Origin of the sequence: Arthrobacter sp. ISL-5 (assembly GCF_018613835.1) — a bacterium.
In the GTDB taxonomy this organism is placed as follows: domain Bacteria; phylum Actinomycetota; class Actinomycetes; order Actinomycetales; family Micrococcaceae; genus Arthrobacter.
In genome coordinates, this window is sequence record NZ_JAGGPM010000023.1 from 151,315 (window position 1) to 174,376 (window position 23,062).

Consider the following 23,062-nt stretch of genomic DNA (forward strand, 5'->3'; position numbering starts at 1 on the left):
CGAGTAGATAAGGACGGGTGAAATATGAATCAGCTGATCATCTCAGCCGCCACCGAAGGCGCCGCGGCGGCTAACCCGCTCGTTCCCAACGCCTGGGAAATGGGCGTCGTCCTCGCCGGCTTTGCTGTCCTCTTTTTCATCGTGGTCAAGTTTGTTGTCCCGATGTTCGAGAAGACGTTCGCAGAGCGTGCCGAGGCCATCGAAGGCGGCATCGCCAAGGCCGAGCAGGCGCAGGCTGAAGCTTCCGCCGCACTCGAAGAGTACAAGCAGCAACTCACCGAGGCCCGTGCCGAAGCCAACCGCATCCGCGAGGAAGCCCGTGCCGAAGGCGCCCAGATCCTTGCGGAGCTGAAGGAGAAGGCTGCCGCCGAGTCTGCGCGCATCACTGCGCAGGCACACGTGCAGATCGAATCCGAGCGCCAGGCCGCAGTCGTGGCCCTGCGTTCAGAGGTGGGCTCCCTGGCCACCACGCTGGCTGGCCGCATCGTTGGCGAGTCCCTTGAGGACGACGCGCGCGCGGCACGTGTTGTTGACCGCTTCCTGGCCGATCTGGAGAACCAGAACGCAGGTGTAGCAAAGTAATGGCAGGTGTATCGAGCGAATCGCTGACCAAAGCGCTGACCGAACTGGAGGCCAAGCTTCCATTTGCATCGCTGCAGTTGGCAAAGGAACTCTTCGGAATCCTGGGAGCGATAGACAGCTCGGCTGGCTTGCGCCGCGCCCTGACTGACCCGTCCCGCAGCGGTGACGAAAAGTCGGCGCTGATCAGGAAACTGTTCGGCGGAAAGGTCTCCGCGGAGGCTGCGGACACCGCGGCCGGGCTGGCCAGTTCACGCTGGGCATCGGCGCGAGACATCGGCGATGCACTCGAGACGCTTGCCGCGACGGTAGTAATTGCCGTCGCTGAAAACAAGTCGGCCGTTTCTGCCTCCGGAATCACGGGGCTGGAAGAACTCGAGAACGATCTGTTCTCCTTCAACCAGGCCGTGGCGTCCAGCCACGAGGTGCAGCGTGCTCTGTCTGAACCGCAGGCCAGCGCCGCAGCAAAGATTGCCCTGGCGGAGAGGCTGGTTCCCGGCGCAAGCGAGGAAGCCAAAGTCCTCATCGGCCAGGCAGTGTCGCAGCCACGCGGCTTGAAGTCCACCAAGCTGGTCGGCCGTTTCGCCGAGCTTGCTGCCAAGCGCCAGCGGCGGTGGATCGCAACGGTCAGCGTCACGCGTCCCATTACGGAGACGCAGGCCAGCCGTCTGCAGGCGGGGCTCAACTCCGTCTACGGGCGAGACCTGAAGATCAACACCACTGTTGATCCGACGCTGATCGGTGGAATCCGCGTGCAGGTCGGTGACGAAGTGCTCGACGCTTCCGTCATCACCCGCCTGATGGAGCTTCGCCGCCAACTGGCCGGCTAGCCGGACAAGCACAACTTAACTGATAGAAACCCCGGTCATCGTGAGCAACGATGATCACGAAAACAGGAGAGCAGGGACTGCAGATGGCCGAATTGACCATCAACGCCGACGACGTCCGTAATGCGTTGAACGAGTTCGCGGCGTCCTACGAACCCGGAAACGCAGAGCGCGTAGAGGTCGGCCGTGTGACCACCGCAGGTGACGGCATCGCCCGTGTTGAGGGCCTTCCCTCGGTCATGGCGAACGAGCTGCTTCGCTTCGAAGACGGCACGCTGGGCCTCGCCCAGAACCTCGACGTCCGCGAGATCGGTGTCATCATCCTCGGTGACTTCGCGGGCATCGAAGAAGGCCAGGAAGTGCACCGCACCGGACAGGTTCTGTCCGTGCCGGTCGGCGACGCGTTCCTCGGACGTGTGGTTGACCCGCTGGGCGTGCCCATCGATGACCTCGGCGAGATCAAGGCCGAGACCACCCGTGCACTGGAGCTCCAGGCGCCGGGCGTGACCCAGCGCAAGTCTGTGCACGAGCCCATGCAGACCGGTCTGAAGGCAATCGACGCCATGATCCCGATCGGCCGTGGCCAGCGCCAGCTGATCATTGGTGACCGCCAGACGGGCAAGTCCGCAATTGCCATCGACACCATCATCAACCAGAAGGCCAACTGGGCTTCCGGTGACGTGACCAAGCAGGTTCGCTGCGTTTACGTGGCAATCGGCCAGAAGGCGTCGACCATTGCCGCCATCCGCCAGACCCTCGAGGACAACGGCGCGCTGGAATACACCACGATCGTCGCCTCCCCGGCTTCGGACCCGGCCGGCTTCAAGTACCTGGCACCCTACGCAGGTTCGGCCATCGGCCAGCACTGGATGTACGGCGGCAAGCACGTCCTCATCGTGTTCGATGACCTCTCCAAGCAGGCCGAGGCCTACCGTGCAGTGTCCCTGCTGCTCCGCCGTCCGCCGGGACGCGAAGCCTACCCGGGTGACGTCTTCTACTTGCACTCCCGCCTCCTGGAGCGTTGCGCGAAGCTCTCCGACGAGCTCGGCGCGGGCTCGATGACCGGCCTGCCGCTCATCGAAACCAAGGCAAATGACGTCTCCGCGTACATCCCGACCAACGTGATCTCCATCACCGATGGCCAGATCTTCCTGCAGTCGGACCTCTTCAACGCCAACCAGCGTCCTGCTGTTGACGTTGGTGTGTCGGTGTCCCGAGTTGGCGGCGCCGCACAGGTGAAGTCGATGAAGAAGGTCTCCGGTACCTTGAAGCTGGACCTTGCACAGTACCGCGACATGCAGGCATTCGCGATGTTCGCATCGGACCTCGATGCCGCATCCCGCCAGCAGCTGACCCGTGGTGCACGCCTGATGGAACTGCTCAAGCAGGGCCAGTACTCGCCGTTCCCGGTCGAGAACCAGGTTGTGTCCATCTGGGCAGGAACGCAGGGCCACCTGGATGATGTCCCGGTCGAGGACATCCGCCGCTTCGAGTCCGAGTTCCTCGAGCACCTGAAGCGCAAGTCCTCCATCCTCACCACGCTGGCGCAGACCAACGTTCTGGACGATGACACCGCAGAAGCACTGAAGACCGCCATCGTGGACTTCAAGAAGGGCTTCTTCGGCGAGGGAGACAACCATCTGGTAGGCGCCGGCCACGAGGAGCATGATGCTATCTCCGAGGGCCAGGTCGACCAGGAAAAAATCGTCAGGCAGAAGCGCTAGTTTCGCTGGCAGGGACTGCCGGAACCGCACAAGGTCCCGGCAGTCCCGGCCATCGGGATCTTAGGAAAGGATAAGTATGGGAGCCCAGATTCGGGTCTACCGCCAGAAGATCGCCTCGACGACGTCGATGCGCAAGATCTTCAAGGCGATGGAACTGATCGCTACCTCGCGCATCGGCAAGGCCCGCGCACGCGTAGCAGCTTCACTGCCTTACGCGAACGCAATCACCCGCGCCGTTTCTGCTGTCGCAAGCCAGAGCGAAATCGACCACCCTTTGACCACCGAGCCGGAGAAGATCCGCCGCGCCGCAGTCCTGGTAATCACCTCGGACCGTGGCCTGGCAGGTTCCTACTCCGCAAGCGTGCTGAAGCAGGCGGAAGGCTTGAACGAGCTGCTCCGCGCCGAAGGCAAGGAAGTCAAGACATACCTGGTTGGCCGCAAGGCGCAGGCGTACTTCGACTTCCGGAGCCGCCCCTACGGGCGGGTCTGGACCGGTAACACCGATGCGCCGGAGTTTGCCACGGCGCAGGAGGTCGGCACGGCATTGCTGGAGGACTTCGCAACGGACTTTGAGGAGGGCGGTGTGGATGAGATCCACGTCGTATACACCCGCTTCAAGTCCATGGTGACGCAGGAGCCGACCGTCATCCGTCTTCTTCCGCTAGAAGTTGTGGAAGAGCAGGCCGCCTCCGAATCGGAGCTTCTGCCCTTGTACGAATTCGAGCCGGAGCCGGAGCAGGTTCTCGATGCCCTGCTGCCCCGGTACATCGAAGCGCGGATTTTCGCGGCGATGCTGCAGGCAGCGGCTTCCGAGCTCGCGGCGCGCCAGCGGGCCATGAAGTCTGCCGGCGACAACGCCACGGACCTCATCAAGAAGTACACGCGTCTGCGCAACACTGCCCGCCAGGCTGAGATTACGCAGGAGCTTTCCGAAATCGTGGCCGGCGCCGACGCTCTCGCGTCGTAGCCGGACGGATCTCGGATCCAGCCGTACCTGCACCAAAGAACATAAACTTAACCCCACGCCATCTACTGAGTGAAGTGAGAGAGATGACTGCCACCGCTACCGAACACGTAGCCGCAACGTCCGGTGCAACCGGCCGTATTGCACGTGTGATTGGCCCGGTTGTCGACGTCGAATTCCCGGCTGACGCAATCCCCTCGATTTACCACGCACTCACCACCGAGATCACTCTCAACGGTGAGACCAAGACCATCACGTTCGAGACGTCCCAGCACCTGGGTGACAACCTCGTCCGCGCTATCGCCCTGCAGGCCACCGACGGACTCGTCCGCGGCACGGCTGTCATCAACACCGGTGCTCCGATTTCCGTGCCCGTCGGCGACGGCGTCAAGGGCCACATCTTCAACGTCCTCGGCAAGCCGCTTGACGTTGCGGAATCTGAAATCCAGGCATCGGACTACTGGCCGATCCACCGCAAGGCACCGTCTTTCGCCTCGCTTGAAGGCCAGACCGAAATGCTGGAAACCGGCATCAAGGTCATCGACCTTCTCACCCCGTACATCAAGGGTGGAAAGATCGGCCTGTTCGGCGGCGCCGGTGTGGGCAAGACCGTGCTGATCCAGGAAATGATCACCCGTGTTGCCCGCAACTTCGGTGGCACCTCGGTGTTCGCCGGCGTCGGCGAGCGTACGCGTGAAGGAAACGACCTCTGGGTCGAGATGGAAGAGGCCGGCGTCCTCAAGGACACCGCCCTTGTGTTCGGCCAGATGGACGAACCGCCGGGAACGCGTCTGCGCGTTGCACTGTCTGCCCTGACCATGGCGGAGTACTTCCGCGATGTCCAGAAGCAGGACGTGCTGCTCTTCATCGACAACATCTTCCGCTTCACCCAGGCAGGCTCCGAGGTTTCCACCCTCCTTGGCCGCATGCCGTCGGCTGTGGGCTACCAGCCCAACCTGGCAGACGAGATGGGCCTCCTCCAGGAGCGCATCACGTCCACCAAGGGCCACTCCATCACCTCGATGCAGGCCATCTACGTTCCGGCAGATGACTACACCGACCCGGCACCGGCCACCACGTTCGCACACCTCGACGCAACCACGGAACTTTCCCGTGAAATTGCTTCCCGTGGTCTGTACCCCGCAGTGGACCCGCTGACGTCGACGTCCCGAATCCTGGACCCGCAGTACATCGGCAAGGACCACTACAACACGGCTGTCCGTGTGAAGCAGATCCTGCAGAAGAACAAGGAACTCCAGGACATCATCGCCATCCTTGGTGTTGACGAACTGTCTGAAGAGGACAAGATCGTCGTGTCGCGTGCACGCCGTATCCAGCAGTTCCTCTCCCAGAACACCTACACCGCCAAGCAGTTCACCGGCGTCGAAGGCTCAACGGTTTCCATCAAGGACACCATTGAGGGCTTCACGGCCATCTGCGATGGCGACCTCGACCACATTGCAGAGCAGGCGTTCTTCAACGTCGGCGGCCTGGATGACGTTGAGCGCCAGTGGGCCAAGATCCAGGAACAGACCAAGTAATATGGCTGAGCTTGAGGTTGAGATTGTCGCGGCGGACCACTTTGTGTGGTCCGGAGCGGCCAAGATGGTCAAGGCCCGCACCAGCGATGGTGAAATCGGAATCCTGCCCGGCCACTCGCCCGTACTGGCGATTTTGGCCGAGGGTGAAATGGCAATCGAGCCTGTTTCCGGTGACCGCATTGCTGTAGTTGTTGACGGCGGATTCTTCTCCGTGGATAACAACCGCGTGGTTATTGTTGCTGACAACGCCCAGCTGGGTGACGCGGCCACTGCGGGGATCCGCTAGCACGACCTTGATGGACGTTACTGGTTTTCCGTTCATCGCAATAGCAACCGTCTTTGCGTTGCTGATATTTACGCTGTGCCTTTTCGGGGTGCGCCGCTTCAATCTGCGGCGCGCCCTGGGCACGGTGGACGCCTCCATTTGCACAGCTGGTAAGAGCTGGCAGATGGGGGTTTGTCGTTATCAGGACAACGAGCTGGAGTGGTTCAAGCTGCTCTCACTCAGCGTCCGTCCCCGGCACCGCTTCAAGCGCAGTTCCCTTGAGCTCCTGGGGCGCCGGCAGCCCACTGAGGCTGAGCTGGTCAAGGTCCAGCCGGACGTAGTCATCGTTGAGCTGCGTTACGAGGGCCAGGACGTCTTCCTGGCAATGAAGTTTGACGCCTACACCGGATTGTCCTCCTGGCTCGAGGCTGGCCCGGTCATCGGGGTCGGCACCTGGCGCTGAAGCCAATGAATTTTTCCGGTCCTGAAAATATCTATGACACATAAAAATGATCCCCGGCACGAATGCCGAGGATCATTTGTTTCAAGGGCAAATTCCCATCAGGGAAGTCCTCGATAAATTAGACCAGCGTTACGCCGGTAGCCTGCGGGCCCTTGGCGCCCTGACCGATTTCGAACTGAACACGCTGGTTCTCGTCGAGGGTCTTGAAGCCACCCGTCTGGATCTCGGAGTAGTGAACGAAGACATCGCCATCGGAGTCGTCCGGGGTGATGAAGCCGAAGCCCTTTTCAGCGTTGAACCACTTGACGGTTCCCTGTGCCATTTATTTCTCCTCATTATGGAACTAAATTAAGGCCAGCACACTTCGTACTGGTCTTGGTCACTCCGCGAGAAGAATCCTGGCCTGCAGCCCCGGTAAGACCGGAAATGCGTTGCAGGAGCTTCGCGCTCGCAACATGTCTTGCGAGCATGAAAAACACCTACACAAAGACTGATACAAGAATTTCATGACAGCACGGTCTGGTCAACGGGCAAAACGCGGAATCGCATAAATTTTGGGCAAATCCAAAGTAAATGCGTGTATTGCCTTGCCTGCGGGAGCCTCAGAACAGCCGGGACTCGATATCGTCCACGCCCCGCATGGCGTCATAGTCCAGGGTGATGCAGTCAATCCCGCGGTCCGTTGCGAGCACGCGGGCCTGCGGCTTGATCTGCTGCGCGGCGAAGATCCCGCGGACAGGTGCCAGCAAGGGATCCCGGTTAAGCAGCTCCAGGTACCTCGTCAGCTGCTCCACGCCGTCGATGTCGCCGCGGCGTTTGAGCTCAATGGCCACGGTGGAGCCGTCCGCGTCCCTGGCGAGGATATCCACCGGGCCGATGGCCGTGAAGTACTCGCGCCGGATGAGTGAAAAGCCCGTGCCGAGCCTTTCGATCTGATCGGCCAGGAGGCGCTGCAGGTCGGCCTCCACGCCGTCCTTGATCAGGCCGGGATCCTGGCCCAGTTCATGGGAGGTGTCATGGAGCTGTTCATGGATGTTGATGATCAGCCTGTCGTCCGTCTTGGCGGACTGGACGGTCCACTGCTCGACGACACCGACTTCAACGTCAGTGTCATCAGGGGAGGACACCCGCAGCGTGGCGGGAGGGCTCATCCAGTTCAGCGGCTTGTAGGAGCCGCCGTCGGAGTGAACCAGCACCGACCCATCAGCCTTCACCAGCAGGAGCCTGGTGGCGAGGGGGAGATGGGCTTTGAGCCGGCCTACATAATCAACGGAACAACGGGCTATGACTAGACGCACGCCGTACACACTACCGCGTCGGCAGCGGGCACCGCGCACTGGGCCGCGTGCGTAACTCAGGGCGCGGGCGACCGGCTGCGGCAATAGAGCCGTTCCGGCTGGGGCAGAATGGAGGCATGCCCCGCTCGAACCGTCCCCGCCGTGCAAAGACGGGGCGTGCAACCCCTGGTAACGCTGCAGGCGGTGGAAAGCACGGTTCAGGGCCGGTGCCGGAACTTGACCTGGAGCGGGCCCGGGCCGGGATTGCCCGCCGCGAGAGCGCCCCGGACGGCGTCTGGATGGTGCGGACCATGACCGCGCGCAAGGCGGAGAAGGCCTACATCTGCCCCGGCTGTTCCACGGCCGTGCTGCCGGGAATCGCCCATCTTGTGGTGTGGGCCGACGACCACCTCTTCGGCGAGGCGGCCGGCTTGGCGGAGCGCCGGCACTGGCACACGAACTGCTGGACGTCGCGCAATTTCCGATACCGCTAACCGCGATTGGCGGCTGGCCGCGCGGTCCGGCAGGGACGTAACGCGGCCAGCGCGGCAGATAAGCTGGTAGGCATGACTTTTGACCCGACGTCGTACGTGTTCAGCCAGCCGTCCGAAACGACCGCCATCCGCGCGTCCACGGTTCTGCCGGCCCGGCGCGAAAACATCGAGATGCGCACCGAGGACGGCCGCACGCTGGTGGGCGAGCTGGCTCTGCCGGAGTCCGGCCGGGTCACGGCCACGCTGATAACACTGCACCCGCTGCCCACGCACGGCGGCTTCATGGACTCGCACGTCTACCGCAAGGCCTCCTACCGGCTGCCGGCGCTGGCCGGGGTGGCGGTGCTGCGGTTCAACACCAGGGGAACGTCGTCGCCCAGGGGAACCAGCGACGGCGGGTTTGAAGAGGGCATCGGGGAGCGGTATGACGTTGAGGCGGCGGTGCGGTTCGCCGTCGAGCGGGGGCTGCCCAACCGCTGGCTGGTGGGCTGGTCGTTCGGGACCGAGCTGGCCCTGATGTACGGCGCCGTGGAACCGGTGGCGTCGCAGGTGGAAGGCGCCGTGCTGCTGTCACCGCCGCTGCACCGCGCCACGGACGCCCACCTGCAGCAGTGGGCGGCAGCGGGCAAGCCGCTGACAGTGCTCGTGCCGGAACACGACGACTACCTCCGCCCTGCCGAGGCTGCCAAGCGCTTCAGCCTGGTGCCCCAGGCACGGGTGGTGGGGGTCGACGGCGCCAAGCACCTTTGGGTGGGCGAGAAGCAGGCGGCGAGGGTGCTGAACGAAATCGTGGACGACGTCACGAGCAACGCTTCAGGCGCCGCCGGGCTGCCGCAGGAGTGGGCAGGGCCGGTGGCCACGGCCACCGCCTGAGCCGTGCCCTGAGGCCGCCCGCCTGAGGCCGCTTCCCGGGTGCCCCGTGTACGCCGTTCCTGCGGCTTTCCCGCTAGTGCTTGTCCTGGCGGACGATATAGATTTCCTTGACGAGGAGCAGGATCGCGGCCGCGGTGGGGATGGCGATCAGCGCTCCCAGCACTCCGAGGAGGCTGCCGCCGGCGATCACCGAGATGACCGCCACGGCACCGGGGACGGCCACGGCCTTTTGCATGATGCGCGGCGAGATGAAGTACGCCTCGAACTGGAGGTAGGCGAAGTAGCAGATGGCGTAGGCGACGGCCTGCTGCCAGCCCAGGGTCAGGGTGATCAGGATGACCACCACGCCGGCGATCAGGCCGCCGACCAGGGGAATGAACGCGAGCAGCGCCACCACGAAGGTAAGAAGCACCGCGAAGGGCACGCCGATGATGGACATCACGATGAACGCGAACGTGGCATTCAGCAGGGCGACGAGAGCCTGCCCGGTCACATAGTTCCCCACCGAACGGGTGATGGCCTCGGACAGCGCCTCCACCCGGGGCCGCCTGGACCGCGGGGCAAGCCGGTATCCCCACTTTTTCATGGCAGGCAGGGCGGCGAGGAAGTACAGGCTGAGCACCAGCACAATCAGTGTCCCGAAGAGGCCGTTCGCGACGGTGGAGCCGAAGCCCACCACGCCGCCGAAGATTCCGCCCATGGCCTCGGGGTTCTTGACGAACTTGTCCAGCTCCTCGGTGATGCGGTCGCGGACCCCGAACTGGCTGTCGAGCGTCCGGAAGAACTCCGAGTTGATGAAGTCGCGGACCCAGATCGGCGCCTGCTGGACGAGTTCCGTCACCTGCTCGACGATTGTGGGAATGAGGGTGGCAAAAAAGCCCACCACCGCAATGATCAGCACCGATACGGAGAGCAGGATGCCGGCGGGCCTCGGGATCTTTCGGGTTTCGAGCCAGCCCACCACCGGGTCAAGGCCCAGGGCAATGAAGAGCGCCGCCACAATCCACAGGAGAAGCTGGGTGGTGTTGGAACCGATCCAGTAGACCAGCAGGGCGAGGCCGACGCCGACGGTGCCCATGAAGCCGACGTACACGGGATGCTGCGCAGAAAGGCGGGGTCCGGGGGCGCCGAAGCGGGCGGTGTCGCTGGCAGCGGCCCCGGGCTCGAGGTTGTCCAGTTGCTCGGGGGGCATCTCAAAGCGGAGCCGCGGCTGCGCCCCGGGGATAGGCTGGCGAAGCCGGCGCAGCACGGAGACGAGCGCAGCAGGGCGGGCCCGGGCTGCGGGCACCTTCGCCTGCGGCGCCGAAGGATTCTCTGGGGGGCCGGCGTCGGGCAGGTTTTCCGGGCCGTGTGTGGACGGATCCGTCTGTTCAGTCACTGCTTTCGATGCCTTTTCCGTCCATGGCGCCGCGACTGCGGGCCGGATGTGATGATCATCGCAAACACTATCAGCCGCCTTGTCAATAGACGGATGGAGGCTGATTCGGGAGGTGGCCGGAGGCGTCTGTGAAGGGCCGAACTGACTGATTGGTAACAAAACGGTTACTATTGAAAGCAAACCCCCGCTGATGATAGGTATACCTTTGCGTTTCAAGACTGCAGTTGCACTTGTGCTGCTCGGCCTCCTGACACTGCTGGCCGGAATCGGGCAGAAGACGATCTGGGCCCCGGCCGAGAGCGTCACGGCCACGGCTCCCGCTGATTCGAAAGCCGCGCCGCTGACCGTTATTGACCACAAACTGCGCACCCTCGAAGGGGGCACAGTCACCATCAAGGTCAAAGGCGAGGGCAGTTTCTTGCTCGCCGCCGGCCGCCCTGACGATGTCAACGCGTGGGTGGGCAAGACCGCCCACAACACGGTCACCGGACTCTCGGAAGACAAGAATGCCCTGCAGGTGGTACGCACCGATGGTGAAGCCAAGGCGCCTACTCCGGCAGGATCGGATCTCTGGGTCTCCACGGAAAGCGCCAGCGGCGAGCTGGACTACACGTGGACCGCGCCGGCGGACGGCGATTGGTCGCTGCTGCTGGCCAGCGACGGCACCAAGCCCGCGCCGTCGTCGATTTCCATGACATTCCCCAATGACACGTCCACGCCGTGGGCTGTGCCGCTGATGGTCCTCGGCGGGCTCCTGATGATTGCCGGCGCTGCGCTGCTCGTCCTGAAGCCCAAGGGCGGGACGCCCGGGCAGGGCGGTTCCCTTCGCAGCCTGGGAAGCCAGTTTGCCAAGCGGGCCCGTGCCAAGGCCACCGCGAGGGCTTCCGCCAAGGCCGGCACCGGGTCCGGCACGCGGCTCGGCATGCTGGTCGCACTGTCCACGGCCGCGGTTCTCGCCGGTACCGGCGCAGCAGCCCAGGCCAGCCAGACGCCGGAGCCGGCCGCCTCCAGCGCGGCTCCTTCCGGGTCCGCTTCAGCGGCACCGGCCGCCGGTGATTCGCCTGTGCTCCTTGACGCCCAGTTCCGCCGCATCCTGGAACAGGTTGCGAGCGCCGCCGATGCCGGCGATGCCGCGAAGGATGCCAAGAAACTGACAGCCCGCGTCGCCGGAACGGAACTCGAGGTCCGGACGAACAATTACAAGATCCGCTCGCGGGTGGCTTCCTACGATGCGCGCATGCCCGTGCGCCCCACGAAGCTCCTGACCACCGTCGTGACGAGCAAGCGCTCCTGGCCGCGGTCCGTCCTGGCGGTCACCCAGGGCGAAGGCAACGTGGTGCCGCAGCTTCTCACCCTCGTGCAGAGCTCCCCGCGGGAGAACTACAAACTCATTGGCACCACTCCGCTGCAGCCGGGCACCACCTTCCCGTCGATCGAACGCGGCGGCACCGAGACCCTGGCCAAGGACGACAAGGCGGGGCTGCTGTACAGCGGCGAGGAAGCCCTCGCCGGTCTGGCGGACCGCCTGACCAAGGCCAACTCGACCTTCAAGGACAAGCTCGTGGAAGGGGAGTCCTCGCCGTACATCGCGGACACCCTTTCGTACCAGGCTGACGTGGTGAAGGAAGGCGTGAACGGCAAGTTCTCCTTTAGCCACAAGGTGGTCCCCGGAAGCACAGTGGTCTTCCGGACGGCGGACGGCGGCGCACTGGTTCTTGGCCGCCTCACGTTCAACTTCGACGGCACGCCGAAGTCCGAGGGCGACAAGCTGTCCATCGGAAGCGACGCGGCGGTTCTAGCCGGTGGCAAGGAAACCACAACCGGAATGGTGCTGAACTTCGCGGAGTCCATGGCCGTCTACGTGCCGCCGGCCGGTTCGAAGGACCCGATGAAGCTCGTGGCTGCCACCCGGGGACTCGTCGGAGCCAGCTTCAAGTAGACCCGGCCTCACGTAAGCGCGGCCCGGCGTAACCCGGGTTCAGGCAGACCCGGGCAGGAGGCCCCGGCCCGGTGACCCGGGCCGGGGCCTCCTGCGTCCGCCGTGCTTCCCGCGGCCGCAGGAGTGGCTAGAGTGGAAGCTATGAGTTCGCCAGCATCCCGTCCTGTCCCTCCAGCCGCCGCCAGCCAGCTCAACCTCCGCGGCGCCGTCGATCTTTCCTCGCTCAAGCAGCGGCCCGCGCCGCCGGCGGCTGCGGCCGGAAACGGCCCCGGAAATGTTCCGGCAGGCACTCCGGCGTCCGGGCAACCCGGCGCTGAGGGCCCCGCACTCCGGGTAGAGGTCACGGAAGCAAACTTCCAGGACCTCGTTGAGTTGTCGGCGCAGGTGCCGGTCGTGTTCGCCCTTTGGGCAGCGTATTCGCCGGAATCCGCAGGCGTGCTGGACGCGCTGGAACGGATCGTCCAGAGCTATGCCGGACGGCTGGTCCTTGGCGCCGCCGACATCGACGCTTTCCCCCAACTGGCCCAGGCCTTCCAGGTGCAGGCCGTGCCCACCGCCGTGGCCGTGCTGAAGGGCCAGCCCGTGCCCCTGTTCCAGGGCGGAGCGGACGAACAGCAGATCCGCGCCCTCCTTGACGAACTGCTCAAGGTGGCTGCCGCAAACGGCGTGTCCGGCAACGTGGGCGGCGCGGCGCAGGGCGAGCCCGCCCCCGCGCCCCTGCCGCCGCTGCACCAGAAGGCATTCGATGCCATCGAGGCAGGGGATTTCGCCGCTGCCGCCGCGGCCTACCGGCAGGCCCTCATCGAGATGCCGGCTGACGCCGAGGCGAAGGCCGGACTCGCGCAGGTTGAGCTCATGGACCGCCTCCAGAAACTGTCCGGACCTGACGGCGATGCCCTCCGCCAGCTCGCGGCGGACGAACCCGACAACCTCACGGCCCAGCTGGGCGTTGCCGACCTGGACATCGCCGGCGGCCACGTGGAGGATGCCCTGAACCGGGTGGTCGGCTTCATCGGCAGGAATTTCGGTCCGGAACGTGAGACCGCCCGGATCCGCCTCCTGGAGCTCTTCGACGTCGTCGGAGCCACCGACGAGCGCGTCGCGAAGGCCCGCCAGGCTTTGGCCCGGGTGCTGTTTTAGTGGCAACGCCTGCGCTGTTCAGGCCCCTGGCCCTGCGGTCACTGGAACTGCAGCACCGCGGCTGGGTCTCACCCATGTGCCAGTACAGCTGCGACCCCGCCGCGCCCGGAGTGCCCAACGACTGGCACCTGATGCATCTGGGGTCGTTTGCTGCCGGGGGAGCCGCCCTCATCCTGACGGAGGCCGCGGCCGTCAACGCCGCCGGGCGCATCAGCCCGCGGGACGCCGGCCTCTACAACGATGAGCAGGCGGCGGGCTGGGAACGCATCGTCAGCTTTGTGCACCGCCACGGCGTGGCGGACACCAAAATCGGTGCCCAGCTCGCCCACGCAGGGCGCAAGGCGTCCACCTACTGGCCGTTTTCCGGTGAAAGAGGCTCCGTGCACGTTTCCGACGGCGGCTGGGGCACCGTCGGGCCGGGCACCGCCGCCTTTGACGGCTATGCGCCGCCGGCGGCCATGACCGAAGCGGACATCCAGGGCGTCATCGCGGACTTTGCGGCCTCCGCCGCAAGGGCCGTTGACGCTGGCTTCGACACTATTGAAGTGCACGGAGCCCACGGCTACCTCCTCCACCAGTTCCAGAGCCCGCTCGTGAACGACCGCACCGATGCCTGGGGCGGAAACGCGGACGGGCGGAACAGGCTGACGCTGGCTGTTGTCGACGCCATTCGGAACGTGATCCCCGATTCCATGCCGCTGCTGCTGAGGATCTCCGCCACTGACTGGGCCGAGGGGGGAATCGGCATCGAGGACTCGGTGCACTTGGCCTCGCAGGCCGCCGGACACGGCGTTGACCTCATCGACGTTTCGAGCGGCGGAGCCGTCGCGCACCAGCGGATCCAGCCAGGGCCGGGGTACCAAACGGGATTCGCCGCACGCATCCGGCGCGAAACAGGCATCGCCACCGGGACCGTCGGGTTGCTGACATCGCCCGGCCAGGCAGAACATGTGGTTGCCACCGGCCAGGCCGACGGCGTCTTCATCGCCCGGGCCGCCCTCCGGGACCCGCACTGGTGGCTCCGGGCTGCCTTCGAACTCGGTCACGACCTGCGGTGGGCTCCCCAGTACGAGCGGGCAGTTCCGCGCCGCGCGTTCTGAAGGGCCCGGCGTTCTGACCGCCCGCGGTCATCCCGGTTCTACTCCTTCCGGAGGATCCACATTGGAGGGCGCGCGGCTTAGGGTAAGTTCATGACCCTTCCCGTTACAGCCCTGTCAATCAGGGGCCTCGCCAAGCGCTTCGGCAGCAAGATCGCCGTGGACGGAATCAGCCTGGAGGTCCCGGCAGGTTCGTTCTTCGGAATCGTCGGCCCCAACGGTGCCGGCAAAACCACCACGCTGTCCATGGCCACGGGGCTTCTCCGGCCGGATTTCGGCACGGCGGTGGTGCATGGCGTGGACGTCTGGGCCCAGCCGCTGGAAGCCAAGAGACTGATGGGGATCCTGCCCGACGGCGTGCGCCTCTTCGACAGGCTTAGCGGCGAACAACTTGTCACCTACGCGGGGCTGCTCCGCGGCATGGACAAGGACGTTGTGGCTTCCCGGGTGGGGGAACTGCTGGCCGCGCTTGACCTTAGCCAGGATGCCGGCACGCTCGTGGTGGACTATTCCGCCGGCATGACGAAGAAGATCGCACTCGCGTCTGCGCTGATTCATGCCCCGAAAGTCCTGGTCCTGGATGAGCCCTTCGAATCCGTGGATCCCGTCTCCGCCGCCAACATCCGGGACATCCTGGACAGATATGTGGCCACCGGCGGCACGGTGATCGTGTCGAGCCATGTCATGGACCTGGTGCAGCGGATGTGCGACCACGTGGCGGTGGTTGCGGCCGGGCGGCTCCTCGCTGCCGGGACGGTGGACCAGGTCCGTGCCGGGGCGAGCCTGGAGGAGCGCTTCGTCGAGCTGGTGGGCGGCCGGAGCCAGACAGAGGGGCTGGAATGGTTGCGCACCTTCTAAGGCTGAAGCTGACGCTGCTGAGGAACGGCCTGCGGCGGAGTCCCTGGCAGCTGGTGGGTCTGGCAATCGGCGGGCTCTATGCGCTGGGGATCGTCGGCCTGTGTGTCACGGCGCTGCTCTTACTCCGGCAGCAGGATGCCGGCCTGGCCCAGACCGTCGTGGTGCTTAGCGGTTCCGCAGCCGTGCTCGGTTGGGGGATTGTGCCGGTGGTTGCCTCCGCAGCGGACATGACGCTGGACCCGGCCCGGTTCACCACGGCGGCCGTCCCCATGCCGCAGCTCCTGGCCGGACTGGCCCTGGGCGGCCTCATCGGAATTCCCGGGCTGGCCACCGTCATTGTGGCGCTGGCAACAGTAGGCACCTGGTCACGCGGCATCCTTCCCGCCGCCGGCGCCCTGGTGGGGGCCGTCCTGGGCGTGCTGAGCTGCGTCGTGCTGTCCAAGGTGGTCACCACCGCCACGGCGAGCCTGGCGGCCTCCCGGCGCTTCAAGGATGTCAGCGGAACGGCGTTCATGGTGCCGCTCGTCCTGCTCGGCCCGATTATGGCAGGAATCTTCCAGGGCGCGTCCGGTTCGGGCGCCTTTCTGACCGACCTTGCCCGGAGCCTGTCCTGGACGCCCTTGGGCGCGGCATGGTCGCTGGGCGGCGACCTCGCGTCGGGGTATGCGGGCCACGCGGTGCTCAAGCTGCTCATCGCCGCCGTCACGCTGGCCGGCCTGGCCTGGTGCTGGAAGCTTCTGCTCGAGAGGGCCCTGGTGACTCCGCCCTACGCGGGAAGCAGCCGCAGGAAGGGCGGGCGGATGGGACTTTTCTCGCTGTTGCCGGCCACTCCGGTCGGTGCCATCACGGCCCGTTCCCTGACCTACTGGTTCCGCGATCCCCGGTACTCCGGATCGCTCGTCGTCATTCCGCTGCTGCCGGTGGTGCTCGCGTTCCAGGGCAGCCAGACGAACGACTTTGGCGTCCTGCTGATCGTCGGGCCCCTGACCGCCTTTCTGCTGGCGTGGTCCATTTCGTCCGATGTGTCCTACGACAACACGGCATTTGCACTGCACCTGGCCGCCGGGGTGCGCGGCGTCCACGACCGGCTCGGGCGGGCCCTGGCGTGCCTGGCCTTCGCATTGCCCGCCGTGCTGATCCTGGCGACCGTGCCGTTCTTCATCACCGGGGACTGGGACAAGCTGCCCGGCATACTGGGGCTGTCGGTCGGAGTCCTGCTCACGGGGCTGGGACTGGCATCCGTGGTGTCCGCCCGTTACACCGTGGCCGTCCCGCTTCCCGGTGACAGCCCGTTCAAGAAGCCGCCCGGCAACGTCGCGCAGACCCTGGCCGTCCAGTTCGGCGGAATGGGGGTCCTCATGGTGCTTATCCTTCCCGAGTCCGCACTGCTGATCGCCCAGCTCCTGACGGGGGAACAGGCGTTTGGCTGGATCAATCTCGCGCTCGGTCCGCTGCTTGGATCCGTGCTCTTCCTGGCCGGAGTGAGGGTCGGCGGGCGCTGGCTGGACGCCCGCGGACCGGAACTCCTGGCACAGCTGACCGTGAACCGGTAAGAGTCCCTGCCAGGGCGGTCCGGACCGTGATTGACTAGGCACGTACCGCGCAACAGGGACAAGGAAAGGCCGTGAACCATGGAGGTCGTCATCCTTCCGGGCATCCGCCAGATCGCCTCCCTGGCGGCGGATGCGGTTGAAAGCCTGCTGCGGAACAAGCCCGGTGCCGTGCTGGGACTCGCCACGGGATCGTCGCCCCTTCCCGTCTACGAGGAACTGGTCCGGCGCCACGAACGGGCCGGCCTGGATTTCAGCAGGGCGTACGGATTTACCCTGGACGAGTACGTAGGGCTGGAGCCTGGCCACCCCGAGTCATACCGCGAGGTTATCCGCCGCGACTTCACGAGCCGCGTCAACTTTGACCCGGAAAACATCCTCGGACCCGACGGCAATGCCGAGGACATTCCCGCCGCCTGCCGGGCGTACGAGGAAGCCATCCGGGCGCGCGGCGGTGTGGACCTGCAGCTTCTGGGCCTCGGCACGGACGGGCACATCGGCTTCAACGAGCCTGGGTCCTCCCTCGCGTCGCGCACGCGCATCAAGTCGCTCATCGAACAGACACGCCGGGACAACGCGCGTTTTTTCCGCAGCCTCGATGAGGTGCCCCATCATGTGGTGACGCAGGGGCTGGGCACCATCCTGGACTCGCGCCATGCGGTCCTCGTGGCCACCGGCGCCCAAAAGGCGCAGGCTGTCCATGATCTTGTGGAGGGGCCCCTGGCCGCGATTTGCCCGGCATCGGTCCTTCAGCTTCATCCCCATGCCAGCATCCTCGTGGACGAAGCCGCGGCGTCGTCACTGAAGCTCGCCGATTACTACCGCCACACGTATGACCACAAGCCGGGCTGGCAGGGCCTGTAGCGCCCAGGGCCGCGGCCGGACGAGCCACTCCGACCCGTCCCGGCGTCCGGTGCCCGCCGCCCGGAACAGCTAAGATGGATGGCATGACTAGCATGACGGATCCTCTCGACAACGACCCCATGCGTGAGCTTTCCGGAGCCGGATCGTCCACCGCAACCATTGAGCGCGAGGAACTGCGCCAGGAAGTGGAGCCCGGGGACCGCGATCGCTTTTCGCACTACGTCCGCAAGGAAAAGATCATGGAGTCCGCACTCTCCGGCGAGCCGGTCATTGCGCTGTGCGGCAAGGTCTGGACACCGGGGCGGGATCCCCAGAAGTTCCCCGTTTGCCCCATGTGCAAAGAGGTCTATGACGGCCTGCGGCCCGGAAATGACGGCGGCAAGGGGTCCGGCGGGGACTCAGGCAACAACAAGTAGTGACGGAGACACTCTTCGGCGGACCCACCCTGCCTCCGGCTTATCCGGAACGTGCAGCCTGGGGAACCGCCCCGAAGCTGCGCGCCTGGCAGCAGGAGGCCCTGGACCGTTACTTCAGCACCGGGCCACGCGACTTCATGGCCGTCGCGACGCCCGGCGCCGGCAAGACCACCTTTGCGCTGCGGGTGGCGTCCATGCTCATCGAGGCCGGCACGGTCAACCGGGTGACGATCGTCGCCCCGACCGACCACCTCAAGCGGCAATGGGCGGACGCCGCGGCGCGTGTGGGCATCGCCATTGATCCGAACTTCAAGAATTCCGACGGCCAGCACGGGCGCGGGTTCATCGGCGTCGCGGTGACGTATGCGCAGGTGGCCAGCAAGCCGATGCTGCACCGGGCCAAGACCGAAGCCGCACGCACGCTGGTGATTCTCGATGAAATCCACCACGGCGGCGAGGCGTTGTCGTGGGGCGACGGACTCCGCGAGGCATTCGATCCGGCTGCCCGGCGGCTGTCCCTGACGGGTACGCCGTTCCGCTCTGACACCTCGCCCATCCCGTTCGTGGAGTACGCGGAGGACAGGGACGGCATCAGGCGTTCCAAGGCGGATTACACGTACGGCTACGGCAGCGCCCTGCGGGACCATGTGGTGCGGCCCGTCATGTTCATGGCGTATTCGGGGCAGATGCGCTGGCGCACCAGCGGCGGCGAGGAGATGGCCGCTTCCCTCGGTGAGGCGGCAGTCACCAAGGACGTCACCTCCCAGGCGTGGCGGACAGCCCTGAACCCCACGGGCGAATGGATTCCCGCGGTGCTGGCCGGTGCGGACAAACGCCTCAGCGAAGTCCGGCGCTCCGTTCCCGACGCCGGAGGCCTGGTGATCGCAACGGACCACGACGACGCCAGGGCGTACGCGGGGCAGCTGAAGAGGATCACCGGTGAGTCACCCACGCTGATCCTTTCCGATGATGCCAAGGCCTCAAGCAAGATCGAGGAATTCACGGCCAGCGACAAGCGCTGGATGGTAGCCGTCCGCATGGTGTCCGAAGGCGTGGACGTTCCGCGGCTGTCCGTCGGTGTGTACGCGACGTCGACGTCCACGCCGCTGTTCTTCGCCCAGGCCGTGGGGCGCTTTGTGCGTGCCCGGAAGCGGGGCGAGACGGCGTCGGTGTTCCTGCCCTCGGTTCCCCAGCTGATGGCGCTGGCCAACTCCATGGAAGCCGAGCGCGACCACGCGCTGGACCGGCCGGAGAACGAGGACGGAGACGGCCTCTTCAATCCGGAAGACTCGCTGATGGACGAAGCCAACCGGGAGGACAAGGCCTCGGACAGCCTGACCAAGGGCAAGTTCGAGGCGTTGGATTCCCAGGCGTCCTTCGACCGTGTGCTGTTCGACGGCGGCGAGTTCGGCACCGGCGGTGACATCGGTTCGGAGGACGAACTGGACTTCCTCGGCATTCCGGGCCTCCTGGACGCGGAGCAGGTGGGCACCCTGCTGCGGCAGCGCCAGCACGAGCAGCAGAGCCGCAAGAAACGCCTGGCACCGGCGGCTGCGCCTGCTGCCCCGGCAGTCCCGGACCACCGGATGCTGATGGACCTGCGCAACGAGCTGGCCAAGAACGTGGCCGCATGGTCGGCGCGCACGGGGACGCCGCACGGCGTGGTGCACACGAAACTGCGGACCGTCTGCGGCGGGCCCCCGGTGGCGCAGGCGAACGAAGAGCAGCTCCAGTCCCGGCTGAAGAAGCTCCAGGACTGGTTCGTCGGCCGGAAGTAGGCCGGAAGAGATTTCAGGACAGGAAAGGCGGGGCCGCCTCAGACGGCCCCGCCTTTCCTGCTGCCTGCGTTCCCGCTGCCAGGGGGGCGGCTACTCGAGGTCGACGCCGCCCAGTTCCATTTCGGCATACGTGTCGTCAAGGTTTTCGGCTATGCCGGCCGTCAGCCGCTTGATCACGGTGACGGAGTAGCCGGCCTGCACAGCGTCCAGGGACGTTGCCATGACGCAGTGGTCGGTAGCGAGCCCGACCACCACGACGTCCTCCACGTCATGGCTCTGGAGCCAGTCATCCAGCCCGATGGAGTCTTCATCGGGAGCGTACTCCGGGTCTACGGCCGAGGGCAGGGCACCGGGCTTCCGGTCCCCGGTGGGGACGGCGTCGTCGGGGGCCAGCAGTCCTTCGAATCCGGAGTAGGCGGCGGTGTGGAGGCCCTTGTGGAAGTAGGCCTGGATGTGCTCGGTGTCGAGGTCCGGATGCAGCTCGGCCCCCTGCGACCCGGCGACGCAGTGCGGCGGCCAGCTGTCCTTGAAGTCCGGAGTCTCCGAGAAGTGGGCGCCGGGATCGATGTGCCAGTCCTGGGTGGCCACGATGTGGTCGAACTGCCCGTGGTGCGCCTCGACGTACTCGCTGATTGCGCCCGCCACCGCCGCACCGCCCTCGACCGGCAGCGCGCCGCCTTCGCAGAAGTCGTTCTGGACGTCGACAATGATCAGTGCACGTGACATCAGCTCTCCTCGTAGATGGTGGGGATGGCCGGTTCACCGCGATGCAGGCGGTGGACCACCGCCGGCAGCTCGGCCATTGAATCGGCATGGCGCTGGCGGGCGCGAAGCACGCCTTCGTGGCCCGTCCAGCCCGGCAGCAGCTCTCCGTTCTTGATGAACTGCTGGAGCAGGGGACGGTCATCGCCGTCGTCAAACGGACGGTGGCCGACGCCGACGATTTCGTGGGTTGCCGTCCCGTGCTCGTTGAGCCTGCGCAGGGCGTATTTCCGCCCGCCCTTGCTCACCTTGTTCTTGGCCGTCTTGGCCACGGACACGAATTCCCCGGAATCGTCCGTGCGGGCGACCAGCTTATAGACCATGCTCGCGGTGGGGGCGCCGGAGCCGGTCACGAGCGAGGTGCCCACGCCGTAGGCATCGACGGGCGCGGACTGGAGCGCCGCGATGGCGAACTCGTCCAGATCCGAGGTGACCATGATCCGGGTGTTCTCGTTGCCCAGCTCGTCCAGCAGGCGCCGCACCCACTGGGCCTGTTCCACGAGGTCACCCGAGTCCAGCCGGACGGCACCCAACTTGTCCCCGGCGATGTCCACGGCCGTACGGACGGCCGTTTCGACGTCGTACGTGTCCACGAGCAGCGAGGTGCCGGCGCCCAGGGAGGCGACCTGCGCCTCAAAGGCGTCGCGTTCCGTGTCGTGGAGGAGCGTGAAGGAATGGGCCGCGGTGCCGACGGTCTTGATCCCGTAGCGGAGGCCGGCCTCGAGGTTGGAGGTACTGGCGAATCCTGCGATGACGGCGGCCCGGGCCGCTGCCGTGGCCGATTCCTCCTGGGTCCGCCGCGAGCCCATTTCGATGCAGGGCCGGCTGCCGGCGGCGGTGATCATCCGGGACGCCGCCGAGGCGATGGCGCTGTCGTGATTGAGCACGGACAGCACGTAGGTCTCCAGGATGCAGGCCTCCGCGAACGTCGACTCGACGATCAGGATGGGGGAGTTGGGGAAGTAGGCCTCGCCCTCGGCGTAGCCCCAGATGTCCCCGGTGAAGCGGAAGTCGGCCAAGTAGTCCAGCGTTTCCTTGTTGACCACGCCGGTGCGCCCCAGGAACTCGAGTTCGGCGTCGCCGAACCGGAATGCCGCAATGCCGTCCAGGAGCCGGCCGGTGCCGCCCACGATGCCGTAACGGCGGCCGTCCGGGAGCGTGCGCGCGAAGGCCTCGAACACGGACCTGCGGTGCGCAGCGCCGGAATGCAGGGCCGCCTGGAGCATGGTCAGCTCGTAGTGGTCGGTGAACAGGGACGTGCGTGGCTGGTCCCAGCCGGCGGAGGTACTCACAAAATCACTCTAGTGCGCATCCCCATAGAATGGACAGATGACCCTAAGCGTTGCGCTCGGCCCTGACACCCAGGAGAGCACCCAGACCGGAACTGAGGTGTCCACCGACACCCTGACCGCCCCGGACATCCCCTGGAACCTCGTGATCTGGAATGATCCCGTCAATCTCATGAGCTATGTCAGCTATGTTTTCCAGAGCTATTTCGGCTATTCGGAGACCAAAGCCAACAAGCTCATGATGGAGGTCCACAAGAAGGGCCGGTCCATTGTTGCCCACGGCAGCAAGGAACAGGTGGAACAGCACGCCGTCGCGATGCACGGCTACGGCCTGTGGGCAACGGTCGAGAAAGCTACCGGCGGAAACAGCGGAGGCGGCAAGAACGGCGGCCCGGGCAAGGGCAAGGGGAAACGTGGCTAAGGCTTTCAAATACGGACTCAAGGGCATTACCGGATTCCTGGAGCCGGCGGAGCGGGAACTGCTGCGCAGCCTCTTCGACGACGTCGTTTCTATGCTGCAGCCCGAAGCCAGCGGCAGCCAGGATCCGCTCACTGCGCTGATCGGACTCGACATGGACGTCCGGGAGCCCTCGGACCGCGCCCTCCGGCGGCTGCTGCCCAACGTCGTGAAGGACGACGGCGCCGCCTCCCTGGAGTTCCGGCAACTCACCGAACGCTCCCTGCGCGAGACCAAGATCGGCGCGCTCCGCGCCGCCGCGCTGGACCTGGACAAGGACGAACTGGTCCTGGCAGAAGCAGACGCCAAGCACTGGTCCATGGCGCTCAACGACGTCCGGCTGGTGCTCGCCGAACGCCTGGACATCCAGGACGAGGCCGACGCCGAGCACGTCCACCAGATGCAGGACTGGTCGCAGGCGGAGGATGTGGAAAGCTACCTCGCGCTGGTCTACAACTTCACCACGTGGCTGCAGGAATCCCTGATCCAGGCCATGCTGCAGTCGATGGAGTCGCGGCCCTGATCCG

General features: G+C 65.6%; 24 protein-coding genes. 19 read left to right on the forward strand and 5 right to left on the reverse strand.

Going from position 1 to position 23,062, the window contains the following annotated elements:
- Positions 1 to 24 precede the first annotated feature (24 nt).
- The 7 genes from J7I89_RS12295 to J7I89_RS12325 all read left to right on the forward strand — a co-directional run bounded on the left by J7I89_RS12295 (position 25) and on the right by J7I89_RS12325 (position 6,363).
- Entirely contained in the window at positions 25 to 582 is a 558-nt protein-coding gene (locus J7I89_RS12295; protein WP_214970537.1) for a F0F1 ATP synthase subunit B, read from the forward strand.
- A complete protein-coding gene (locus J7I89_RS12300; RefSeq protein WP_214970539.1) occupies positions 582 to 1,409 on the forward strand; it encodes a F0F1 ATP synthase subunit delta in 828 nt (275 codons plus the stop codon). The genes J7I89_RS12295 and J7I89_RS12300 overlap by 1 nt, the downstream gene beginning before the upstream one ends.
- Before the next feature lie 83 nt (positions 1,410 to 1,492).
- Complete coding sequence (atpA, locus tag J7I89_RS12305; RefSeq protein ID WP_214970663.1) at positions 1,493 to 3,130, forward strand: F0F1 ATP synthase subunit alpha; 1,638 nt, start codon at positions 1,493 to 1,495, stop codon at positions 3,128 to 3,130.
- A 76-nt stretch (positions 3,131 to 3,206) separates the two neighbouring features.
- Positions 3,207 to 4,097 carry a F0F1 ATP synthase subunit gamma gene (locus J7I89_RS12310; protein ID WP_214970542.1) on the forward strand — a complete coding sequence of 297 codons (891 nt, stop codon included), beginning with the start codon at positions 3,207 to 3,209 and terminating at the stop codon, positions 4,095 to 4,097.
- A gap of 83 nt (positions 4,098 to 4,180) precedes the next feature.
- Positions 4,181 to 5,635: a F0F1 ATP synthase subunit beta gene (atpD, locus tag J7I89_RS12315; protein ID WP_214970545.1), complete on the forward strand. Its 1,455-nt coding sequence runs from the start codon at positions 4,181 to 4,183 to the stop codon at positions 5,633 to 5,635.
- Position 5,636: 1 nt separating this feature from the next.
- Positions 5,637 to 5,921: a F0F1 ATP synthase subunit epsilon gene (locus tag J7I89_RS12320; RefSeq protein ID WP_056633489.1), complete on the forward strand. Its 285-nt coding sequence runs from the start codon at positions 5,637 to 5,639 to the stop codon at positions 5,919 to 5,921.
- A 10-nt stretch (positions 5,922 to 5,931) separates the two neighbouring features.
- Entirely contained in the window at positions 5,932 to 6,363 is a 432-nt protein-coding gene (locus tag J7I89_RS12325) for a DUF2550 domain-containing protein (protein ID WP_104136209.1), read from the forward strand.
- A 118-nt stretch (positions 6,364 to 6,481) separates the two neighbouring features.
- Here the strand turns inward: J7I89_RS12325 and J7I89_RS12330 are convergent, their stop codons facing one another.
- Both J7I89_RS12330 and nucS read right to left on the reverse strand, forming a co-directional pair.
- Entirely contained in the window at positions 6,482 to 6,685 is a 204-nt protein-coding gene (locus J7I89_RS12330; protein ID WP_011692441.1) for a cold-shock protein, read from the reverse strand.
- A gap of 280 nt (positions 6,686 to 6,965) precedes the next feature.
- A complete protein-coding gene (gene nucS, locus J7I89_RS12335; RefSeq protein WP_214970547.1) occupies positions 6,966 to 7,661 on the reverse strand; it encodes an endonuclease NucS in 696 nt (231 codons plus the stop codon).
- A 116-nt stretch (positions 7,662 to 7,777) separates the two neighbouring features.
- Between nucS and J7I89_RS12340 the strand changes: the two genes are divergently transcribed.
- Together J7I89_RS12340 and J7I89_RS12345 are read left to right on the forward strand one after the other, a co-directional pair.
- Complete coding sequence (locus J7I89_RS12340) at positions 7,778 to 8,134, forward strand: ATP/GTP-binding protein (RefSeq protein WP_214970549.1); 357 nt, start codon at positions 7,778 to 7,780, stop codon at positions 8,132 to 8,134.
- 72 nt (positions 8,135 to 8,206) lie between these two features.
- Positions 8,207 to 9,007 carry an alpha/beta hydrolase gene (locus tag J7I89_RS12345; RefSeq protein ID WP_214970551.1) on the forward strand — a complete coding sequence of 267 codons (801 nt, stop codon included), beginning with the start codon at positions 8,207 to 8,209 and terminating at the stop codon, positions 9,005 to 9,007.
- Positions 9,008 to 9,080: 73 nt separating this feature from the next.
- On the opposite strand, the gene J7I89_RS12350 is transcribed toward J7I89_RS12345, so the two are convergent.
- Positions 9,081 to 10,385, reverse strand: coding sequence for an AI-2E family transporter (locus J7I89_RS12350; protein ID WP_214970552.1), 1,305 nt, complete (start codon positions 10,383 to 10,385; stop codon positions 9,081 to 9,083).
- Between the two features lie 190 nt (positions 10,386 to 10,575).
- On the opposite strand from J7I89_RS12350, the gene J7I89_RS12355 reads away from it, so the two are divergent.
- From J7I89_RS12355 to J7I89_RS12390, 8 genes are all read left to right on the forward strand, one after another.
- Positions 10,576 to 12,324, forward strand: coding sequence for a hypothetical protein (locus tag J7I89_RS12355; protein WP_214970554.1), 1,749 nt, complete (start codon positions 10,576 to 10,578; stop codon positions 12,322 to 12,324).
- Positions 12,325 to 12,465: 141 nt separating this feature from the next.
- Entirely contained in the window at positions 12,466 to 13,464 is a 999-nt protein-coding gene (locus J7I89_RS12360) for a tetratricopeptide repeat protein (protein WP_214970555.1), read from the forward strand.
- Positions 13,464 to 14,564: an NADH:flavin oxidoreductase/NADH oxidase gene (locus J7I89_RS12365; protein WP_214970556.1), complete on the forward strand. Its 1,101-nt coding sequence runs from the start codon at positions 13,464 to 13,466 to the stop codon at positions 14,562 to 14,564. Before J7I89_RS12360 ends, J7I89_RS12365 begins: the two co-directional genes overlap by 1 nt.
- A gap of 90 nt (positions 14,565 to 14,654) precedes the next feature.
- Entirely contained in the window at positions 14,655 to 15,419 is a 765-nt protein-coding gene (locus J7I89_RS12370; protein ID WP_214970557.1) for an ABC transporter ATP-binding protein, read from the forward strand.
- Positions 15,401 to 16,972, forward strand: a complete 1,572-nt coding sequence (locus J7I89_RS12375) for a transporter (protein ID WP_214970560.1) — start codon at positions 15,401 to 15,403, stop codon at positions 16,970 to 16,972. Before J7I89_RS12370 ends, J7I89_RS12375 begins: the two co-directional genes overlap by 19 nt.
- A gap of 78 nt (positions 16,973 to 17,050) precedes the next feature.
- Complete coding sequence (gene nagB, locus J7I89_RS12380) at positions 17,051 to 17,833, forward strand: glucosamine-6-phosphate deaminase (RefSeq protein ID WP_214970561.1); 783 nt, start codon at positions 17,051 to 17,053, stop codon at positions 17,831 to 17,833.
- Positions 17,834 to 17,907: 74 nt separating this feature from the next.
- Positions 17,908 to 18,249 (forward strand): DUF3039 domain-containing protein, encoded by a 342-nt coding sequence (locus J7I89_RS12385; RefSeq protein ID WP_214970562.1) that lies wholly within the window; start codon positions 17,908 to 17,910, stop codon positions 18,247 to 18,249.
- Positions 18,249 to 20,027: a DEAD/DEAH box helicase gene (locus J7I89_RS12390; RefSeq protein ID WP_214970563.1), complete on the forward strand. Its 1,779-nt coding sequence runs from the start codon at positions 18,249 to 18,251 to the stop codon at positions 20,025 to 20,027. The genes J7I89_RS12385 and J7I89_RS12390 overlap by 1 nt, the downstream gene beginning before the upstream one ends.
- A gap of 90 nt (positions 20,028 to 20,117) precedes the next feature.
- On the opposite strand, the gene J7I89_RS12395 is transcribed toward J7I89_RS12390, so the two are convergent.
- Positions 20,118 to 20,753 carry an isochorismatase family protein gene (locus tag J7I89_RS12395; RefSeq protein ID WP_214970564.1) on the reverse strand — a complete coding sequence of 212 codons (636 nt, stop codon included), beginning with the start codon at positions 20,751 to 20,753 and terminating at the stop codon, positions 20,118 to 20,120.
- Positions 20,753 to 22,081 carry a nicotinate phosphoribosyltransferase gene (locus J7I89_RS12400; protein WP_308159887.1) on the reverse strand — a complete coding sequence of 443 codons (1,329 nt, stop codon included), beginning with the start codon at positions 22,079 to 22,081 and terminating at the stop codon, positions 20,753 to 20,755. The genes J7I89_RS12395 and J7I89_RS12400 overlap by 1 nt, the downstream gene beginning before the upstream one ends.
- Positions 22,082 to 22,118: 37 nt before the next feature.
- On the opposite strand from J7I89_RS12400, the gene clpS reads away from it, so the two are divergent.
- The gene (gene clpS, locus J7I89_RS12405) at positions 22,119 to 22,499 is read left to right on the forward strand and encodes an ATP-dependent Clp protease adapter ClpS (RefSeq protein ID WP_214970565.1); all 381 of its coding nucleotides are present in this window, start codon (positions 22,119 to 22,121) and stop codon (positions 22,497 to 22,499) included.
- Positions 22,492 to 23,058 carry a DUF2017 domain-containing protein gene (locus J7I89_RS12410; RefSeq protein ID WP_214970567.1) on the forward strand — a complete coding sequence of 189 codons (567 nt, stop codon included), beginning with the start codon at positions 22,492 to 22,494 and terminating at the stop codon, positions 23,056 to 23,058. Before clpS ends, J7I89_RS12410 begins: the two co-directional genes overlap by 8 nt.
- The last annotated feature ends 4 nt before the right edge of the window (positions 23,059 to 23,062 follow it).

Coding starts and splice junctions, on each gene's coding strand:
- J7I89_RS12325 (WP_104136209.1), top strand. CDS start 5,932: ATGGACGTTACTGGTTTTCCGTTCATCGCAATAGCAACCGTCTTTGCG.
- J7I89_RS12345 (WP_214970551.1), top strand. CDS start 8,207: ATGACTTTTGACCCGACGTCGTACGTGTTCAGCCAGCCGTCCGAAACG.
- atpA (WP_214970663.1), top strand. CDS start 1,493: ATGGCCGAATTGACCATCAACGCCGACGACGTCCGTAATGCGTTGAAC.
- J7I89_RS12295 (WP_214970537.1), top strand. CDS start 25: ATGAATCAGCTGATCATCTCAGCCGCCACCGAAGGCGCCGCGGCGGCT.
- J7I89_RS12300 (WP_214970539.1), top strand. CDS start 582: ATGGCAGGTGTATCGAGCGAATCGCTGACCAAAGCGCTGACCGAACTG.
- J7I89_RS12370 (WP_214970557.1), top strand. CDS start 14,655: ATGACCCTTCCCGTTACAGCCCTGTCAATCAGGGGCCTCGCCAAGCGC.
- J7I89_RS12310 (WP_214970542.1), top strand. CDS start 3,207: ATGGGAGCCCAGATTCGGGTCTACCGCCAGAAGATCGCCTCGACGACG.
- nagB (WP_214970561.1), top strand. CDS start 17,051: ATGGAGGTCGTCATCCTTCCGGGCATCCGCCAGATCGCCTCCCTGGCG.
- J7I89_RS12360 (WP_214970555.1), top strand. CDS start 12,466: ATGAGTTCGCCAGCATCCCGTCCTGTCCCTCCAGCCGCCGCCAGCCAG.
- atpD (WP_214970545.1), top strand. CDS start 4,181: ATGACTGCCACCGCTACCGAACACGTAGCCGCAACGTCCGGTGCAACC.
- J7I89_RS12385 (WP_214970562.1), top strand. CDS start 17,908: ATGGATGGCATGACTAGCATGACGGATCCTCTCGACAACGACCCCATG.
- clpS (WP_214970565.1), top strand. CDS start 22,119: ATGACCCTAAGCGTTGCGCTCGGCCCTGACACCCAGGAGAGCACCCAG.
- J7I89_RS12320 (WP_056633489.1), top strand. CDS start 5,637: ATGGCTGAGCTTGAGGTTGAGATTGTCGCGGCGGACCACTTTGTGTGG.
- J7I89_RS12355 (WP_214970554.1), top strand. CDS start 10,576: ATGATAGGTATACCTTTGCGTTTCAAGACTGCAGTTGCACTTGTGCTG.
- J7I89_RS12395 (WP_214970564.1), bottom strand. CDS start 20,753: ATGTCACGTGCACTGATCATTGTCGACGTCCAGAACGACTTCTGCGAA.
- J7I89_RS12330 (WP_011692441.1), bottom strand. CDS start 6,685: ATGGCACAGGGAACCGTCAAGTGGTTCAACGCTGAAAAGGGCTTCGGC.
- J7I89_RS12340 (WP_214970549.1), top strand. CDS start 7,778: ATGCCCCGCTCGAACCGTCCCCGCCGTGCAAAGACGGGGCGTGCAACC.
- J7I89_RS12375 (WP_214970560.1), top strand. CDS start 15,401: ATGGTTGCGCACCTTCTAAGGCTGAAGCTGACGCTGCTGAGGAACGGC.